At 53.2% G+C, this 17,544-nt stretch carries 13 protein-coding genes; 6 read left to right on the top strand and 7 right to left on the bottom strand.

Annotated elements, in window-relative coordinates:
* Nucleotides 1–147: 147 nt before the first annotated feature.
* The 4 genes from ACYVG7_RS08900 to ACYVG7_RS08885 all read right to left on the bottom strand — a co-directional run bounded on the left by ACYVG7_RS08900 (nucleotide 148) and on the right by ACYVG7_RS08885 (nucleotide 4,057).
* The gene (locus ACYVG7_RS08900; protein WP_460882793.1) at nucleotides 148–1,293 is read right to left on the bottom strand and encodes a hypothetical protein; all 1,146 of its coding nucleotides are present in this window, start codon (nucleotides 1,291–1,293) and stop codon (nucleotides 148–150) included.
* 527 nt (nucleotides 1,294–1,820) lie between these two features.
* Nucleotides 1,821–3,194, bottom strand: coding sequence for a DNA phosphorothioation-associated putative methyltransferase (locus tag ACYVG7_RS08895; protein ID WP_460882792.1), 1,374 nt, complete (start codon nucleotides 3,192–3,194; stop codon nucleotides 1,821–1,823).
* Complete coding sequence (locus ACYVG7_RS08890; RefSeq protein ID WP_460882791.1) at nucleotides 3,188–3,778, bottom strand: hypothetical protein; 591 nt, start codon at nucleotides 3,776–3,778, stop codon at nucleotides 3,188–3,190. Before ACYVG7_RS08890 ends, ACYVG7_RS08895 begins: the two co-directional genes overlap by 7 nt.
* Before the next feature lie 36 nt (nucleotides 3,779–3,814).
* Complete coding sequence (locus ACYVG7_RS08885) at nucleotides 3,815–4,057, bottom strand: helix-turn-helix domain-containing protein (protein WP_041997615.1); 243 nt, start codon at nucleotides 4,055–4,057, stop codon at nucleotides 3,815–3,817.
* A gap of 145 nt (nucleotides 4,058–4,202) precedes the next feature.
* Here ACYVG7_RS08885 and ACYVG7_RS08880 point away from each other — a divergent pair, with 145 nt between their 5' ends.
* From ACYVG7_RS08880 to ACYVG7_RS08870, 3 genes are read left to right on the top strand one after another with little or no spacing between them, the layout of a single operon-like run.
* Nucleotides 4,203–4,415 carry a hypothetical protein gene (locus ACYVG7_RS08880; RefSeq protein ID WP_041997613.1) on the top strand — a complete coding sequence of 71 codons (213 nt, stop codon included), beginning with the start codon at nucleotides 4,203–4,205 and terminating at the stop codon, nucleotides 4,413–4,415.
* A 9-nt stretch (nucleotides 4,416–4,424) separates the two neighbouring features.
* The gene (locus tag ACYVG7_RS08875; RefSeq protein ID WP_460882790.1) at nucleotides 4,425–5,603 is read left to right on the top strand and encodes an Arm DNA-binding domain-containing protein; all 1,179 of its coding nucleotides are present in this window, start codon (nucleotides 4,425–4,427) and stop codon (nucleotides 5,601–5,603) included.
* Nucleotides 5,600–6,466: an HD domain-containing protein gene (locus ACYVG7_RS08870; RefSeq protein ID WP_460882789.1), complete on the top strand. Its 867-nt coding sequence runs from the start codon at nucleotides 5,600–5,602 to the stop codon at nucleotides 6,464–6,466. The genes ACYVG7_RS08875 and ACYVG7_RS08870 overlap by 4 nt, the downstream gene beginning before the upstream one ends.
* Before the next feature lie 430 nt (nucleotides 6,467–6,896).
* On the opposite strand, the gene ACYVG7_RS08865 is transcribed toward ACYVG7_RS08870, so the two are convergent.
* The 3 genes from ACYVG7_RS08865 to ACYVG7_RS08855 are packed head-to-tail and all read right to left on the bottom strand — an operon-like array spanning nucleotide 6,897 to nucleotide 13,088.
* Nucleotides 6,897–10,259: a tyrosine-type recombinase/integrase gene (locus ACYVG7_RS08865; RefSeq protein WP_460882788.1), complete on the bottom strand. Its 3,363-nt coding sequence runs from the start codon at nucleotides 10,257–10,259 to the stop codon at nucleotides 6,897–6,899.
* Nucleotides 10,244–12,478 carry a hypothetical protein gene (locus ACYVG7_RS08860; protein WP_460882787.1) on the bottom strand — a complete coding sequence of 745 codons (2,235 nt, stop codon included), beginning with the start codon at nucleotides 12,476–12,478 and terminating at the stop codon, nucleotides 10,244–10,246. Before ACYVG7_RS08860 ends, ACYVG7_RS08865 begins: the two co-directional genes overlap by 16 nt.
* The gene (locus ACYVG7_RS08855) at nucleotides 12,471–13,088 is read right to left on the bottom strand and encodes a hypothetical protein (protein WP_460882786.1); all 618 of its coding nucleotides are present in this window, start codon (nucleotides 13,086–13,088) and stop codon (nucleotides 12,471–12,473) included. Before ACYVG7_RS08855 ends, ACYVG7_RS08860 begins: the two co-directional genes overlap by 8 nt.
* A 558-nt stretch (nucleotides 13,089–13,646) precedes the next feature.
* Here ACYVG7_RS08855 and ACYVG7_RS08850 point away from each other — a divergent pair.
* From ACYVG7_RS08850 to ACYVG7_RS08840, 3 genes are all read left to right on the top strand, one after another.
* A complete protein-coding gene (locus tag ACYVG7_RS08850; RefSeq protein WP_460882785.1) occupies nucleotides 13,647–14,123 on the top strand; it encodes an early set domain-containing protein in 477 nt (158 codons plus the stop codon).
* Nucleotides 14,124–14,504: 381 nt separating this feature from the next.
* Nucleotides 14,505–16,616, top strand: coding sequence for an adenosylcobalamin-dependent ribonucleoside-diphosphate reductase (locus ACYVG7_RS08845; protein WP_460882794.1), 2,112 nt, complete (start codon nucleotides 14,505–14,507; stop codon nucleotides 16,614–16,616).
* Between the two features lie 49 nt (nucleotides 16,617–16,665).
* On the top strand, nucleotides 16,666–17,337 hold the full coding sequence (locus tag ACYVG7_RS08840; RefSeq protein ID WP_460882784.1) for a TSCPD domain-containing protein: 672 nt from the start codon (nucleotides 16,666–16,668) through the stop codon (nucleotides 17,335–17,337).
* The last annotated feature ends 207 nt before the right edge of the window (nucleotides 17,338–17,544 follow it).

Genomic DNA, 17,544 nt, shown 5'->3' with positions numbered 1-17,544 from the left:
AAGCCCTGCAAAGTAAACTGGATGGCTTTCTTGCCGCCAAGGATCTGATGGCGCAGGGGATCAAGATCTGATCAAGAGACAGGCTATCTATAGATGGTGGCTCAGTAATCAATTAGTTGGAAAAACATGTTATTTGAGTGCTCATAATTAAGTTGGTGGCCATTGTCCGTATTCAAAAATGATGGCGGAACTCGGATTGGACTTTGGAAATTTATCTTTTATTAACAACCAAGCCTCACCTTGGCAGGAAGGATCCCCTTTTTCCCTGAAATAATTAACCGCGACTTCCATCGGTGGAAACTTTCCAATTTCTTGATGAAGAATACAGTGCCAGCCCCAAGCCCAATACCGTCTTCGCTGCTCCCATTCTGCCCAATCTAGCTGGGTAGGAGGCCCTAAATCCCATGTAGGCAAACAGAATGGCTCCAATGCAAACTTCATATCAAACCCCATTTCACCAGATAATAGTTTGTTGATTTTTATTGTTTTTTTCTTCCACTCCTGTGTGCTCACTACTTGATTATGTTGCTCGATAGGGTAATGGAGCACCAAAATACTGAGCTGAAACGTGCCAGGATCGGTACCAAATCGTCCAACGGCCCATGGCGTGTGATCAAAAATCACAGTCGTGAATAGCATCAGTAGTTCAGCGTGTAATTTTCGGTGATAGAAGAGCACGCCGACCACCAACAACATGCGATAAATGGTGGTTGCTACGTATTCTATTTCTTTGGCCGAACCCTGCGATTTTGCTATCCCCCAGTACACAACCAGAGCAGCTAAAGCATCCAAGTCGCCATGCCGTAACAATTTATTCGCCACTTGTCGGCTAAAAGGTACCCAGCAGCGCGGTGCACCAAAATGAGCATTGTGGCGTGGCTTAAACACAATCGTCTGGACGTTCGGCTCCAGTTTGCTCATGTCATTAGATGTGAGCGGTCGAGTGGAGCCTTGGCGTTTTAAAAAATGCCACAAGGGATGCTGAAGCTCTCGCTGTGTTCCGGGTGCTCGCGCCTCAACCATCTGGAGCAATTTCAGTTGTGGAGTATTGTCCCCTGCCGCATAACGCCCCCATTTGTTGGGGTACGAAGTCCGCTGATTCTGACGTCGAAAATGTTCGGGCTCGAATAGCTTTTCGAGTTGATATGCGGCACTACAGTTCAATGCCTTCGCTACCTCATGAAACCAATATTTAACCCGCAACACATCGGCTGGATGACGATTGGGATTTTGGGGTTCTGGTAACGGTTCGTTGCGGAAGATTTGCATTGCGTATGCGAAATCAAGCGCCATAACAACTATCCCCGATAAAACAGATGGTTAGGTTATCAACATACAGTAATAATTGAGCCAAGTTCTATGGGATAGCCAGCAGAATGGCACCTTGCTAGGCTATTTTGCGTAACCATAACGGACCGTGACATATGCTATCTCTCGGTGACTTGACTGCTGAATTAGAAAATGAACTGCTCGATCGATATGGATTGATGCTACCGAGCCGAGTGCTTTGGAAAGTGCTTGGCTACCCCAGCTCGGCCGCTTGGCGGCAATCGATTAGTCGGGGCTCGGTACCCATCCCCATCTTTCGATTAGCCGGCCGCAGTGGGTACTTTGCTTTATCACGGGATGTTGCCACATGGATGGCAGAGGCAAGAGTAAATGCCGTTGAAAAGGTAAATACCAAAGACGAGCCGTCATCGTGAGAAGACGTCAACCCGGCAGCCGATGTTCATCGCTGAAGGTTAGAAAGAAAAATACTTGGGCTCTCAGGTCGCCTGATATATCCGGTCGGTATGCCTGTCCTCGAAATGAACTATCTGTTACATCGCGCACCACCACTTACACCTCGGGATCGAATAGCGGGAGGTTGACCATGAAAACTGGGCAAGGTCAAAATGCTGGCCAAGCAGGGTCATGGCTTTGCGATGACTGCCTGCTATCTCTCTTAACTCGTCGCTTTGTTCAAATTCGTCATTGGCCGGGATTCGCCCAAGGGTCAGCGTCCGTTGCCAGAAGGCTTCAAACAGCGGTTGATGGCGAGTGATCAGCAGTGCTGCAGTGGCCTGATGGTTGGGGGTGGGCGAGGTCAGTTGCTGCCAGCTATGGCTTCGACGTTGGCGCTGCGCCAAAAAGCGCTGCTCTTCGAGCTTGTCTTTGAACACATAGAAGATGCCGGGCCCCACGGCGATGGCATTTTCATCCAATGTTCTGTCTATGTAGTGCTTGAGCTCGCTTTGGTTGTAGTAGCGCTGAAAGGTGTTGCGCGAGGTGATAACGCCATCTTTATAAGGAGTGAACTGGGCAATAAAGCTGTCGTTGGCCAGCATGGCCGAGACGACCAGCAGGGTTTGGGTCAGCTCCCAGGCGCCGAGCAGTGCCTCCATTCGCTCATCTTGATCCTCAATCACGTTGATCACAAAACCGAGATTGACCAGATGGGAGACCACCTTCTCGCCATCCGGACGAAAGTTCGGGTCCCAGCCCAGTGCGTCAATACCGTGCGCTTCCAGTTCCCGCAGGTCATCCCCCCGGCCGCAACCGTAATCAAACAGCGCATAGTCGCCGTTGAGATAACCATGGCGGGCCAGCATCTTCATGGGTGCCGAGAGTTCATGGCGAACCAGCGCCGTTTTATGGCGATCAATCTTTGGGTCACCCTCTTCAGGTGGCAGGGCGGAGGTGCGAAACAGGCGCCCATAAACCAGTTGGTAGCCATGTCTTGCGATAAGCCGCTCCCACGAGGCTTTGAAGCCAATCATGCGGGGATGATCGTAAAGTCCCGCCAACTCTCCCTCTTCGGTGATCTGGCGACAGCTCTCTGCCTGTGGGTGATTGGTGGTCAGCATGCACTCTTTGCGATGCAGAATGGGGGGATTGTCCTGGCTGTCGTAGCGGGTAACGGTATGGCTTAGTTTGGCCAGGTCAACGGTCACGCTCTGCTTGAGGCTGGGGTAGGCCTCTTCGAAGAATGTGGGGTAGCTGAGCAGTGACAGCCGAAAGTCCTGCTTTGCCAACTTCACCAGATCCCATTCACACTCCGGCAGTTTGAGCGCTTGTGCCACCGCACAGACAAAACGGTAGAGCTGTGGGCTGGTCGTGGCCAGGGTCTCTTTGTGCAGATAGACCGCGTCGGGTAGCACTTTTTTGTATGGCAGGGCAGCGACCAGTTGCGTGAAGCGCTCAGGGGTCAGCATCGGCACATTCCTTTGAGTTGGGTGAGTGTCAGCCGCTTGGGAATTCGTCTTTTATGGGGTGTGGTGAGTTCGACCAAGGCACGCTTTTGTTCGGGCCCATAGCTGATATGCAGTGGCCGGTCTGGGCCATAGAGATAGAGACGATCAAACGGGGTGTGTTGCGCCAGCCAAAGGGCTACCTGATAGCTGTTCTTCCCTGGGTATATCAGATCAACCGCAGCCCCTTGCCGAGGACAAACAAGTTTTCCTCGCTGATTGAGTCCACAGGCCGCATGTTGATCTAGCCCTGGAGCGATGCCTGGCAATTGATTGGTCAGAATGGCCCTGCGCAGCTCAGTGCCGCAAAAACCATAGGTGAGCCGGGGTTGCCCGTATTGTCGCACCACCGGATCCAAGATCTCTATGGCCAGTTCGCGATAGGCCTGCCAGCTCTCAACTTGTAGGGGGAGATTGGGGCATTGAACTCGCAGCCAAGTATCACTGCAGTGAAACAGCATCTCGAAGGTGAAGTAATCGCTGCAGGCGTCGTTGAGCTGCACTGAAGAACCCTTAAGAAATAAAAGTTCAGACTCTACCTTCTGCATGAGAGCCATCAAGAGGGCGGGACCGGAACTTACATTTCACTCCCCCGCAGGACTGTCCTCCTCCTCGACATACCTCAACAACTCTCCAGGCTGGCATCCAAAATATTTACACAACGCATTGATTGTATCGGTATTGGTGACATTACCAGGCACGTTGGCGATCCGGGTCAGGGTTGCCCGGCTGATCCCTGTTTTTTCGCTCACTTCAGAGAGAGTTATGCGGCGCTTTTCTTGGAACGATTTTTCGTCAAGTAGCTTGATGAGCAGGATCCTAATCATGACTTATCCATAGCGAGTATTTTTCACATAGCCTACCAAATGAATCATACATGATGCAAAAAAAGCATTGACAATCGCGTTACGTGATTTATATTCATCTTGCGTGAGTGATATGACTCACTTGTGAATCACTTGGAGGCGAGGTATGAGTACCTATCTGACAACCGAAGAGCTCTCATCACGGATCAAATACGACGTGCGTACAATCCGCCAGAGTCTGAAAGACGCTGTGCTGTTCGAAGGCGTGCATTACATCCGTCCGTTTGGTGGGCGAAAAATTCTCTACATCTGGGAGCGGGTAGAGGAGTCCATGCTGCAAGGAGCAGCAGCCCACGATCTCATTGCTAGCTTAAAGTGAGGTGGTGCGATGGGCTCGATAAATAGCCGTGATGGCAAGCTTTATCTGGACTTTCGTTACAGGGGGGTCCGCTGTCGGGAGCAAACCACGTTGGCTGATACCCAGGCTAACCGGCAGAAGCTCAATAAGGTGCTCTGCTTGATAGAGCAACAGATCCGTATCGGTACCTTTGACTATGGGCATCACTTTCCCAACAGTCCCAAGGTTGAGAAGTATGTGGCCATGGAGAGACTGAGTCGGCAGAAGGCCTCTGGTGCGCGGATGATTTTCTCCGCCTTCGCCGAGCTATGGCTCGATGAAAAACGGGTCGAGTGGCGCGAGAGCCAAATTGAAACGGTGGATGGCATTTTACGCTGCCACCTGATTCCGGCTATGGGTGAGCAGCGGTTAGCTGCCATCACCAAGCAACAGATCTTGGCGTTTCGGTTGCGCTTGTGTGAGCCGGGTGGGCAGAACGAACGGGTGCTGTCGGCTTCCCGTATCAACCACATCATGACCTACCTGCGCCTCATCTTGAACGAGGCGGCCGAGCGGTTCGAGTTTGATAGCCCGTGGCGCAATATCAAGGCCCTGCCGATGCCTAGGGCGCAAGTCCTGCCGTTTACCCTGGAGGAGGTGCAACTCATTCTGACCAAGGTACGGGCGGACTATCGTCCCTATTTCACGGTGCGTTTCTTCACCGGCATGCGCACGGGTGAGATCGATGGGCTTTGTTGGGACAATGTGGATTTTGGCGCCCGCCTTATTCATATCCACCAGTCCTTGGTCAGGGGCAAAGTCGGGCCCACCAAGACCAGTGGATCTCACCGCACCATCGCAATGAGCCAGAGAGTCTATGAGGCCTTGCGTGAACAGTGGGGGGTCTCGGGCGAGAAAAGTACCTTCGTGTTTTGTGCCCGCAACGGTGAGCCACTCAACCACCGCAATGTGGCCCAGCGTGTCTGGTACCCATTGTTGGCCAATCTGAAGCTTGAAAAGCGCAACCCCTATCAGACTCGCCATACGGCTGCCACTCTGTGGCTGGCCGCCGGCGAGAATCCGGAGTGGATTGCCCGCCAGCTGGGTCATTCCACGACCAGCATGCTGTTTCGGGTCTATTCGCGCTATGTGCCCAATCTGGTCGGTCGGGATGGTGCCGCTTTCGAACAACTGCTGGACGGTGAACTTGAGCTGGAGGATGAGGTATGAAATTCACATCCCCGTTTAACTTGACGCTGGTGTGGGCCGAGCTGATTCACGGCTTGCCTAGTGCTGGCGTGTGGCGTTTGACTTTCCTGAAAGGGGGGCGCCATGTCGATGTCAGCGGTGAGCTGCTGGTGGATGTGGTGCCGGCTGGGCAGTGGTTGCTGCTGGAGATGAATCGCGAGGAAGTGCCTCGATTGACGACCTTCATGCCGTTGCCTGTTGAGGTGCGTCGTGGCGACATTGAGCAGCAATTTTCATGGCTGGCAGATGAACAACATGCCATCTTGTCGGATATCTGGGGGATGCTCGCTTATTTACCGGATGTGGCCCTGCGGCGATTCTACCTCGCCGTGCTGCTTGATGATCGCATCATGTGGCCCTTCTTCACCGGCAAGGCGAGCAACCAGTACCATCATCACCATACCGGTGGACTGCTTGAGCACAGTCATGAGGTGGCAATCACAGCCTCGGCGCTCTGCATGCAGCATCAAGTCGGCCCGATTAGCACCAGCGTGGCCTTTATCGGCGGTCTTCTGCATGACATCGGCAAGATCCACCTGTTCTACAACAACACAAGCGGGAACGGGGTCGCGGGGCAACATGAGTCGTTCAATTTCATGGTGCTGGCCGAGCCGCTGGCCCGCCTCAGTCAGGAGGCGCCCAAGCTGTTTGAGGCCATCAGTTCTTGCCTTTCCATCAAAATTGGTCGGCAGTCGGAGGCCTATCTGCCAGCCCAGATGGTTCATATCTGTGATCGATTGTCTATGGATGTACACAACTGGCGACGGGCTTTCACCGAGGTCCCGGCCTATTACTGGTTTGTCAAATCGCCTTATGGCGATCAGGTCTACAAACGGTTGGACTGAGATCTCGAAGCTCTGACTGCCGTTGACAGCAGGATGTGCCGAGAGGGCCACAGCGCCCGACTGTTTGCGGCGCCTTGGGCAACTTGCAGGGACCACATATCGGCAGGATACTTTCAGCATCCCTTGGGGTTCAGGGAGTATCCTGTTTGATTTATGCAATAAGGAGCGTGTATGAGCTCGAGCATCGTCACTCTCAGTATCTTCTCTAGCCATGGAGCTGATCGCCTTTGCTGCTGGATATCTCTACCTTGAGGGCAGAAAGCTGGAAAAAACAGACAACCCAGACACCCAATGATTTCGATGAAAAGAGTGGGGCAGGATCCTGAAACCAATTGGTTAGGGAATTTGAGCTCAGCCTGTGAGAGGAGCGGGCCCAATGGGCGGGGATGATCCCCACTTTTCAGAGCCGCGCCAGAAAGAGCTTGCCTGGCTAATCCCATCGGGGTTGATCCTGAGCAACAGACCATTCGGCGGCGCGTTGACGGCCTTCTTCATTTAGTTGCTCTACGACATCCCTGTAAACATCCTCATCAGCCCTCTGTAGAGCCTCATGGAATAATGACCCACATAGCGCCATTTCATAGCGCGTCATGTCACGGCTCATCCTGTCAATTTCCATCAGTACCTCGTACGTCATTGGATTGGTGTCGGCCAGTTTTGCGATGCGTTGCAGATTTTGTGAATCGCCAATTTGCCAGCGGCGGATGCTGGTGGCCTTGAATAGGATTATGGCAACGCGATGAAACAGATAGCGCAACATCGGTGATGAATGGCCCGCCTGGCATAATTCCTCCTTGGGGTGATTTAGGTATAAGTAGGCATAGCCTTGGGGAAACTGCTGCACTTTGCGCAGCGTGCTGCGCTCGACGGCCAGCGCTGGATGAAGGTGCCAGCGTTTGGCAGATTTATCTTGGGGCACGTGGAGATCAAGTCGCCACTGAGACCAGGGATATAACTTGCTGACAAAGGTCATAAAGCGGCGGAAGATTTTTGGAGAGGTGAATTTGATCCCAGCATGGGAGCTGTTTGAGTTGGTCAGGCAATAGCGGATGGCCCACCTGAAATCGGCCATCTGTTTGGGTCTCTTTCTCATGGCTTGGCAGACTTTCAAGACGTTAGCCAGTGCATGTTTCTCTGCGGTTGTGCCGAGTTCAGCCGGGAGCAGTTGTCGCTGCCGGTTGCGGGGAATCAACCGTGAGCGGGCTTTTTGTGTCACCAGATTGCCTAGCTCGATTGCGCTCGCATGCCAAGTCGCCAGCAGCTCTTCGCTCAAGCCAAATTGGCTGGCTATCTCCCGTCGATCCTTTCCTTTTTCAAGATGCTTGAGGACGGCTTCACTCTGCACGTAATGACTGGCTCGGTTTGCATCGGCGAGGGTTTTCGCCTTGATGCCTTGCCGCACTTGGCGCGGTGGTGTTGCCTGATAGGCTCCCAGCCTTTTCAGTAGGTGGGGCATCAGCTTAGCCGGGGTCAGGGGCGTTGGTTTTTCCTGTTCGCAGTCTAGTGTGCGTTGCTTGTGGGTCGATATACCAAACAGATATTGGCTCTCTTGCCTGGAGAGCGGGGTTTGGTTGCATGCTAGGTGGCAGCCAAGTAACAGGTCGGTGAAGTGCAGGTAGTGATCCAGTGTGATCTCGGGACTGCTGTGCCCAGCCATCACTGCGAGCGCCATATAGCGATCCCGCAGGCGATGCTGGCCTGCGATCAGGCGGACAATCTCCTCGCGTTGTGTGTCGGGGTAGGGCAACAAGGCTCGCTGGACAATGTCTGGCAAGGACACCAGATCGTGGTGCAGCAGCAACTGCATCCGAGAAAAACAGCTGTGACGCAGGTGGTAGAGTCGATAATGAAGGCCGCCACTGAGTTGGTAGAGTACAGACCTGACCATCAGGGAGATCTGTTGCAGGTTGACCCGCTCGTGGGGATTGCCCGCAGCATGGAACAGCAACTCCTTGTTGCTATCCGCCTGCATCCGTCGCTCGCCAATATAGCGTTTGAGGAGATCGCTCTCATTGCCGGTGAGCATGGGGTAAAGTGGTACTTTGCGCAGTGCCGCATCGGTCTTGTTATGACCGTGGCGGTTGTTGCGGACAAAAAGCCACCCGATGGGGGAGGGCTCAACATCAATTAGCCGCAACTTGGCGAGTTCTCCGGGGCGCAAACCGGTGCGATAGGCCATGATAAGAAAGGATTTAAGCATCATCCGCAGAGTAACGTCGGTATCGATGAAGCAATTGACCTGTGCCAGCAAACCGGCAAAGAGTGGCTCATCGACTATGGCGGCGCTGACATGGGGAATTTTCTTCTCGCCGGTTGCAAGTGGTTCTGGTAGCGCTGCCATATCAAACGCCTCGACGGCGAAGACATGCATATCCTGAAGGCGGCCTGCCATGAAGTCACGCTGATATTGGCTGCGTGGGCGGTTAAGAATGCTGTGATAGAGTTCGGTAAAATCGATGCCATCGTAGCTTGCAAGCGGTAGTTGTGCGGTCATCGATAACCACTCCTTGCCGATGCTTTCGAGGTAGCGCTGAGCAGTCGACGGGGCCAAACGGCGTGTCAGAAGCAATGACAGCAACCAGCTGACTAGCACTTGTTCGCTGAGCGTAAGGGCACTCGTGTTCCCAAGAGCATCGAGTTCCGTGATGATGGTTTTCGGGCCCTTGGGAGCGGCTGGGTCTTGCCGAAAAATCGCTCTTAATTCATCTAGCAGATAGGGTTTTTGCGATGGCTGGCTGGTGCTTGCCATTGGCCATTTCGCCACGCTTTCTAGAGAGTTAAATTTCTGATAGGTGTCCTGGTTGGCTGGGTACAGGCGAGGTTGGAGCAGCCGGTGCCAGTATGCGAGAGGAAGTGATGCACTTGGGGTTCGTCCTGCTGCATATTCCAGCAGTACCTGCGGGAGTTCAGTACCAAGCTGATGTTCGGTTAAGCCGATGGCTCCTCTGCAGAGCGCTTGCTGGCTGATCTCTGCTCCCAATTCCTTTTGCAACAATCCAAGGCACTCTGCCTGTTTGGTTGGAGGGCACCAAGTTGCGGGGCGATGTTTGAGAAACTGCCGCAATATACCGAGGCTGATTGGGTCAGGCATGTAATTCACTTGGGTGATGGCCCGTATACCTGTCTGGTGTATCTCGTTGTGTTCTGCATTGCCATCGTGTTCGTCATGACGGTAATAGCTGTTACTGGGAAGCTCGCCAGGCTCGAGGGTTAGGGTGATCCAAGTTAGTTCATGATTACCGGACAGCGGCTGGATTTCGAGCAAGGCACGCCCCATGGCGAGCCACAAATAGGGGCGATTGAGCCCGCCATAGAGGATTCCGCAGACGAGCAAACGGGCGAATAACCGGTCGGGGTCTTGGGTCGGTTCACTCAATGTGGTGCGCCAAGTATGAGCTGCGTTGGCCATAGTGATAGTCGCTTGGTGCCAATGCTCGGAGCGAAATGGGTGAGGGCGTCGCACACTCAAGTATGGAGGGGGGATCGCAATGCACCAGATTCCCTGCCGGTTCCCCATCTCCAGTTTCTGGCAGATAACCGAGTAGGCAAAGCGGTAGGCGTGCAGGGTCTTTAGATCTTGCCGCAGCTGGGCATCAATGTCTGGCCACAACCGTTCAAATCGGTCAGTACAGGGAGATTCTTCCAACATCTCTGGCAGATGATGACGAAAGATCTTGATGGCCTGGGTGATCACCACTTCGGCCTCATCTTTACGGTCCTGTCGGCGCTTATCTCGGCCAAGTTGTACCATCAGCTCGCGGCGCCGCGGTGATAGGATCAGAGGATTTGCCATCCTGCCCTTGCCTCAATCTGGTGAAAATTCAAATGTGCTTCAATGAGGTCGGCAACGTGTTGCAGAGTCTGGATGGACAGGCAGCTGTGGCGACCGAATATCGACTCGCCGATCTCCTCGTGCCCCATCCAGCCATCGATCACTGACGGTGCCAGTTTGCTGCGCAGCAGGACGCTGCGTAGATGGTGGCGAGCCCAGTTGTGCTGGATCGGCAGCCGGTTACCCAGTTGCTGATTGAGGTTGCTGGGTGTGGGATCCTGAGGCAGCAGATGACCCTGACTGTCATGAAGGATGAAAAACAGCAGATTTTTGCTGCCATCAAGTGCGGCATCGCAGCGCTGTGCCAGCTCGCGATGCAGGAGTCGGTAGCGTTGACCCAACGTATGTAGATGGGTTTGGTAAAGCGCGACCTGACGAGCGGCGGTGGCTGGGATCACCAAGGTTCGAGCCGCCAGCCCGTTACGGATTTCTTTATCGCTGATCCACCATGTGCGCGTGATGGGGTTGTAGTCAGCGAGCGATCCCAGTGGAGCAGTCACATCCCGGTGACCGGTTACAAACGTCAGCAGTGCCCACACGTAGCAAAGGTAGTGATTGTGAAAGCTGGCCACCTCCTCAAGGGTTGCATCACGCTTGGGGGTCGGTGGCGGTATTAACAGCCGGTTAAACAGGTTATGCAGCACCTTGCCCGGCAGGAGCAGACTACTGCCAACCGTGGCAGGGATGCTACGGGCTGGCGGCAGACCCGCATCCAGTCCCGCCAAGTTAAACAAAAACTGTAGATAGGCTCGATGGTGCTTGGTCACCTGGTCGGTGGTGGTATTGCTGTACGCCAGTGCCGGGCGCTTCTTGTAGTCCTGACCACGGACGAGCGCCACCTGCATCAGATCGAAGCCTTGGTTGATATACCAGTGCTCCAGATAACGAGTGACTCGCCCCAGGGTTAACCGGGTCTGGTGGCGTTCGTTGATAAGCGCAAGGTGCTTTTTCAACAACTGTTCGCTCGGGGGCGGTGCATTGACAGCCAAATGTTGTAACACCGTTGGGAGCGGCAGAACGACACGTGAGTGGGTGGGGGGCAGCAGAGCATGCAGTCGTTCATCCAGTGTACTAGCTGGTACCTTGTGTTCAATAACGAGGCAGAGGCGCTCTTTTATGACCTGCAAACTACGGCCTGTTGCCAGACCGCCAGGGATGCCGCCGCAGACGAGCGCTAGCAATAACCAGCACCCAACTGGGTCGCCCTCGTTGACGGTATCCCTCACCAGATGCTCGATATCCCAATCACTGGCCTGCTCGAAACTACAAGGAAGCGACAGCTGACGCACTGCCAGCTGTTCGGTGACTCGCTTGTTCAATTCGGCGCGTAAAAATGGTGAGCGGTGCGGAGAGCTGGGGTCGTGGATGCGCACGGTCTTGGTATCAAGAGCGAAAGGCGGCTCATCGATCGGCTCTCCATTAGGCCCTGGTCGCATAACTAGCTCTTCGATCACGATGTCAGTGTCATCAGTTTTTTCTAGCTGAATCAATTGGACATAGTGCTCGGCGACGGGCAGTTTCTTTGATCTGCGATAGCGAGTGATGCCTTTTGCTAGGCGATAGGCATCGTAGATGACCACACACAGAAAACCTAGCCCTCGCTCGATGAGCGGCGATAGCGCGTGTTGGCGGTTGGCACGTAGCGTCGTGATGAGTGTCGCCAGATCTGGGTGAGCCGCCATATCCGGCAGTTCTTGCAGCACCGGTGTGTGCCGTGCTTCGGTAGCGATCAGACGGATCTCCCGCAGCGCGTTTTCGATGGCGGAGTCATGATCACCGATGAGGTGTAACTGTAGGCAACTCACGATGACCAGTAGCTGGTAACGTCGATAGTGAGCGCGATCGTCATCTGACCAAGCCGAAGGGGAAGTGATATTGATCGCAGCGGCGAATCCGCACTCGGTCAGTAATTGCTGTCGCCTGAGGTAGTGACAAGCCTCAAATGGAGTTTTTATGTTAAGAGCACTGGGGTTCACCCGATAGCGTGGATGGCTAGCCCAGCGTTCCAAATCTCCGTAACGGTGCCAGTAATCATCTGGCATGTTTCCCATCAGCCGCTTGAGCATCGCGAATGTGTTCAAGCGCAAAGGGGCCGGTAGAGGCTTGGGGCATACCACATGGGACAGGTGGCACAGCCGTCTGTGGTAACGCTCCCGATCCAGGGGGGGCCTCTCATCCATGGTTCGGACTCCAGTCGGTATTGAGTAGCGCAATCGGATCAGCGATGGGGTGGTCGGCCGGAGTGTTAATTACCGCTCGTCGGCGCTGCTGCACCAGCATTCCCCGGCTACATCCTGTCCATTGGCATAGGTCCGCATCGGTCACCAGCACCTTGTCGAAAAAAAGCTGCGCCATATGGTGGGGCAGTTGGGCCTGAAAATTTTCTCGCAGAGTCGCGAGCTCTCCACTGTCGATGCTCATGGCGAGCAGGCTGAGGGCGCTGGCCCAGGCTTGCTGCTCAATGTCGACATCGTTGGGGGCGTGGAATGGGGTGTTATGGATGAGTAGAGTGCCTTCAGGTGGATAGGGAGTCTCCCAGTACAGCGTCGGCCACAATGGGGCAAACAGCAGAAATTCTGTTGGGCGCATTTTTCTGTTTTTACCCTGCTGGTAAAACATGGCGCCCTGTAATGGTTGCCGAAGCAATTGGCTGGTCAGCCCGCCGGGCAGGTTTTTCCAAGAGACGAGACGGGGGTAGGCGAGGATCCACTGATACGCTGCGTGGGCGAGCGGATGGATAGAGAAACGGAGAGTCGGATCAGCGCGGGATAGGGTCATCGGCTCACTCATCAGACACCTCCATGCGATGATTGGTCTGTTTTGAGTCTATGCCGGCAGCCAATACCTGATCAATAATTGCTCATCAAAATATCGATGTTTTGTGACCGTGACCACGTATGTGGCGTAAATTGATCTTAATGGTAAAACCGAGCATCAAAGATAATTTTTATTAAAAAACAATTAATTACATTTGATGTCATATAGGTAAAATGGAGGTGATCTGGCTGGAACGGCCTGTCACGCCGGGGGTCGCGGGTTCGAGTCCCGTCCACTCCGCCACTAACAGCAAAGCCCAGACTAACGTCTGGGCTTTTTTTTTTGCAGGAAAATTACATAACCTACTGTTAATCAAAGAATTTATTGGCAGTGGTAGGTAGATAGCCCTGTCTCTTATGTTTCAAAAATCAAAGCGACTTCTCACTATCGACAACAATATCCCTGCTGCTAGTCAGAGTGTGAACTCTGCCAGATTTTCCTCGCATCAGTTTTGGTTAAATACGTCACCGAGAGGGTTGATAAAAACTCTCAGGAATTCAAACCGATAAACAAATGAACGAAGGAAAGTCTATGTTTAAGAAAACGCTGATGATGGTACTGGCTACCAGCGCTTTGGTTATGTCTGGTTGTGCTTCTGATACCAAAACTGCTGCAGCTGGCGCTTCTGCTGGTGGTGCCGGTGGTGCTGACGTATTCGGTCGTGAAATTTACCTGCGTGGTGAAATTACTGAATCCAATCCATGGGCTCCGCTGCCTGAAAACAAAGTCGTAATGGTTGAGAAGGGTGTCTATAAGGCATCTGCCAAGGGCCTGAAGGTTGATTACGCTCCGTACAAGTTCAAGTTTGCTGACTCCGCATGGACTCCAGGCACCAACTTCGGTTACCTGACTGCTCCTGGCGTGTTTGAAAAGGATCCAGTAGAACTGAACCCGAACTCCAAGTTTGAAGAAGTGAAGTTCACTCCGCCTGTAGATGGCGATTATGACTTCTACATCGACGTTCGTGGTGCCAAGCCTGTTACTTATGTGAAGCCGGCTGGCAAGTAAGCCTCTCGCCTTATACCAAGGCCCATCCATAGTTGATGGGCCTTTTGTTTTGATTCTTTTGAGTCTTTTTATAAATTTCATTATAAATGAATGTTTTAGCCTGCAAGGCTGAATCACCGCTGGTTTTTCTCTACTTATCCTATAAAATCCTCCCTCCCTGCAAGAGCTGATAGCTCCTGCTCATACATCATATTGTGTTTATAATCTCTACTTTGTCATTATATTGTGTTTTTGTGAGATTTTACGATGGTGTATGACGGTTCACATTTCTAGGCGGTAGTGACTGGTACAGTCGCTCCGTTTGTTCTTGATTCACGAGCTCGCACGACGTAGGAAGGCATGATGACGATGGCGAAAACTGATTTGACACATAATTCTCCGATGTTGGCTTTACCGATCCCTCTGCAGGAAACATCTCTCGATATCTGGGATACCAAGTATCGCCTGAAGAGTAAGGACGGCACGCCCATTGATCAGCAGATTGATGATACCTATCAGCGAGTGGCCAAGGCGCTGGCAGCACAGGAGCAAGATCCCGAGAGTTGGTATGAGCCTTTTCTTTGGGCGCTCCGGAATGGCGCTATTCCAGCGGGCCGTATTACCTCAAATGCTGGTGCGTTTGAACACAAGCCTGCAACCTCGACCATCAATTGCACTGTTTCCGGAACCATTCAGGATTCCATGGATGACATTCTTAACAAAGTGCATGAAGCAGGGCTAACCTTGAAGGCCGGTTGTGGCATCGGGTATGACTTCTCGACCTTGCGCCCACGTGGAGCCTTTGTCTCGGGTGCCGGTGCTTATACCTCGGGCCCGCTCTCATTCATGGATATCTACGACAAGATGTGCTTTACCGTCTCATCAGCGGGCGGTCGTCGTGGTGCTCAGATGGGCACTATGGATATCCGTCATCCCGATGTGCTCGAATTTATCCAGGCCAAGCGTGAAGATGGCCGCTTGCGCCAATTCAATCTCTCCTTGCTGATCACCGGTGACTTCATTGAAGCGGTGAAGGCCGATCGGGATTGGCAGCTGATCTTCCCGCTGAATAAGAAGGAAGTGGAGCAGGATAAGACCGATCTGACTACGTCGGACATCGTCTGGGCCGATTGGCCGACCAAAGAGGGTGTGGTCATCAATGAGCTGGGCCTGGTGGCCTGCAAGATTTACAAGAGCATGCCTGCCCGTCGGTTGTGGAACGTCATCATGACCTCCACCTATGACTATGCCGAGCCTGGATTCATTCTGATCGACAAGGTCAATCAGATGAACAATAACTGGTTCTGCGAGGACATCCGTGCTACGAATCCTTGCGGTGAGCAGCCGCTGCCACCGTATGGCGCCTGCTTGCTCGGCTCTATCAACCTGACTAAGTTCATTCGTGAACCATTCACGGAGCAGGCGCATTTCGATTGGAGCGCCTTCCGCAAGGTGGTGAGTCTGTTTACCCGGATGCTGGATAACGTGGTGGAAATCAATCAATTGCCACTGGAGAAGCAGCGCCAGGAGATTGAGAACAAACGCCGTCATGGCATGGGCTTTCTTGGTCTGGGCTCAACCTTGACCATGCTGGGCATCAAATACGGGTCGCCTTCTTCTGTGGCCTTTACCGAGCAGGTGTCGCAAGAGCTGGCAATCACCGGCTGGAAAGAGGCGCTGGCACTTGCCAAAGAGAAGGGCCCGGCTCCTATCATGACGCAGGAGTTCGAAGTAACGGCGGCTATGATGCGCAAGCGTCCGGAGATGGCTCAGGATGGCATCCAAGTTGGTGACAAGCTACCAGGGCGGATCTTGCATGCCAAGTACAGTCGCTACATGCAGCAAGTGGCGGAAGTAGAACCCGAGCTGGTTGCCGAGTTAGCTGAAGTCGGGGGGCGTTTTACCCACCATAGCTCTATCGCGCCGACGGGTACCATCTCCTTGTCGCTGGCCAATAATGCCAGCAATGGTATCGAGCCGAGTTTTGCCCATCACTATGTGCGCAACGTGATCAAGGCCGGTAAGAAGACCAAGGAAAGCGTGGATGTCTATAGCTTCGAACTGTTGGCCTACCGTGAGCTGATCAACGCCAAGGCCATGCCTTATAGTCAGGATCCTGAGTCCGCGTTGCCGGACTATTTCATCACCGCCGATGATATTAATCCGACTCAGCATGTGGATATCCAGGCCGCGGCACAACGCTGGATTGACTCCTCGATCTCCAAGACTGCGAATGTTCCGACTGATTTCCCCTATGAGGAGTTCAAGCATATCTACATGTATGCCTATGATCAGGGCCTGAAAGGTTGTACCACCTTCCGCTTTAATCCCGAGGCGTTTCAGGGAGTTCTGGTCAAAGAGAAGGACCTGGAAAATACCCTGTACGAATTTGCCCTGGAAGATGGCTCAGTGGTGCAGCTCAAGGGCAACGAAGAGGTGGAGTACGATGGCGAAATTCATTCGGCGGCCAACCTCTACGATGCCTTGAAAGAAGGCTACTACGGCAAGTTCTGATCCTGCTCGGCGCTCACGCGCGAGCCACTGTATATTGATGGGCCCCCTTATGGTCAAGAAGATTCAAAGCAAGATTATTGGTTACAAGGTAAAGAGTAAGGAAGAGCAGGAGCAGCAAGAGGCCGCTCGCGTCGTCCATATGCATGAGACGGTGCAACGCCCGGAGAAGCTGATGGGGACCACCTATAAACTCAAGACTCCGGAGCACATCTCCGAACATTCGCTCTTCATCACCATCAACGACATGGTGCTGAATGAGGGGACTGAACACGAGATCCGGCGTCCATTCGAGATCTTCATCAACTCGAAGAGCATGGAGCACTATCAGTGGATTGTGGCTCTGACTCGCATCATCTCGGCGGTATTCCGCAAGGGTGGGGACATTACATTTCTGGTGGAAGAGTTGCGCTCTGTGTTTGATCCTCGCGGTGGCTACTGGAATAAGGGGAAGTATGTTCCCTCGCTGATAGCTGAAATCGGCAATGTTATCGAACAGCATCTGGTGAACATTGGCATGCTCAAGAGCGCAGGGCTTGATGAGCATCAGCAGGAGTTCCTGGCGCAGAAGCAGGCTGAGCTGGCGGCAGAGGTTCCTGGTGATGATGAGGTCGGGAGTTTTCCGCCCAATGCCACCCTGTGCTTCAAGTGCCATAGCAAGGCCGTGATCCAGAAGGATGGCTGCATGACTTGCCTGAATTGCGGCGACTCCAAGTGTGGCTGATGACCACCTGACATCCTGACCCCAAAACGGAGCCTATGAGGCTCCGTTTTTCATGGGATGATTCTTCTCGGTAGTGTGCTCTGTTCCGGGATCCGTGGTGTTGTCACCGAACTTTAATTGACTCATTCGAGGCGCTGTTCCCTTTACGTGTTGTTGACTATTTTCACCCCACCCGATAACCAGGATTTTGCACTGTTGGGCTCTTGG

Source organism: Pseudaeromonas pectinilytica, from assembly GCF_054780855.1.
Note: the sequence above shows the minus strand (reverse complement) of the source record. Positions and strands in the feature narration are given on the sequence as shown.

Excerpts from the sequence above, each read along its gene's own strand:
- ACYVG7_RS08900 (WP_460882793.1), bottom strand. The coding sequence starts at position 1,293 with ATGGCGCTTGATTTCGCATACGCAATGCAAATCTTCCGCAACGAACCG.
- ACYVG7_RS08895 (WP_460882792.1), bottom strand. The coding sequence starts at position 3,194 with ATGCTGACCCCTGAGCGCTTCACGCAACTGGTCGCTGCCCTGCCATAC.
- ACYVG7_RS08890 (WP_460882791.1), bottom strand. The coding sequence starts at position 3,778 with ATGCAGAAGGTAGAGTCTGAACTTTTATTTCTTAAGGGTTCTTCAGTG.
- ACYVG7_RS08885 (WP_041997615.1), bottom strand. The coding sequence starts at position 4,057 with ATGATTAGGATCCTGCTCATCAAGCTACTTGACGAAAAATCGTTCCAA.
- ACYVG7_RS08880 (WP_041997613.1), top strand. The coding sequence starts at position 4,203 with ATGAGTACCTATCTGACAACCGAAGAGCTCTCATCACGGATCAAATAC.
- ACYVG7_RS08875 (WP_460882790.1), top strand. The coding sequence starts at position 4,425 with ATGGGCTCGATAAATAGCCGTGATGGCAAGCTTTATCTGGACTTTCGT.
- ACYVG7_RS08870 (WP_460882789.1), top strand. The coding sequence starts at position 5,600 with ATGAAATTCACATCCCCGTTTAACTTGACGCTGGTGTGGGCCGAGCTG.
- ACYVG7_RS08865 (WP_460882788.1), bottom strand. The coding sequence starts at position 10,259 with ATGGCAAATCCTCTGATCCTATCACCGCGGCGCCGCGAGCTGATGGTA.
- ACYVG7_RS08860 (WP_460882787.1), bottom strand. The coding sequence starts at position 12,478 with ATGGATGAGAGGCCCCCCCTGGATCGGGAGCGTTACCACAGACGGCTG.
- ACYVG7_RS08855 (WP_460882786.1), bottom strand. The coding sequence starts at position 13,088 with ATGAGTGAGCCGATGACCCTATCCCGCGCTGATCCGACTCTCCGTTTC.
- ACYVG7_RS08850 (WP_460882785.1), top strand. The coding sequence starts at position 13,647 with ATGTTTAAGAAAACGCTGATGATGGTACTGGCTACCAGCGCTTTGGTT.
- ACYVG7_RS08845 (WP_460882794.1), top strand. The coding sequence starts at position 14,505 with ATGTTGGCTTTACCGATCCCTCTGCAGGAAACATCTCTCGATATCTGG.
- ACYVG7_RS08840 (WP_460882784.1), top strand. The coding sequence starts at position 16,666 with ATGGTCAAGAAGATTCAAAGCAAGATTATTGGTTACAAGGTAAAGAGT.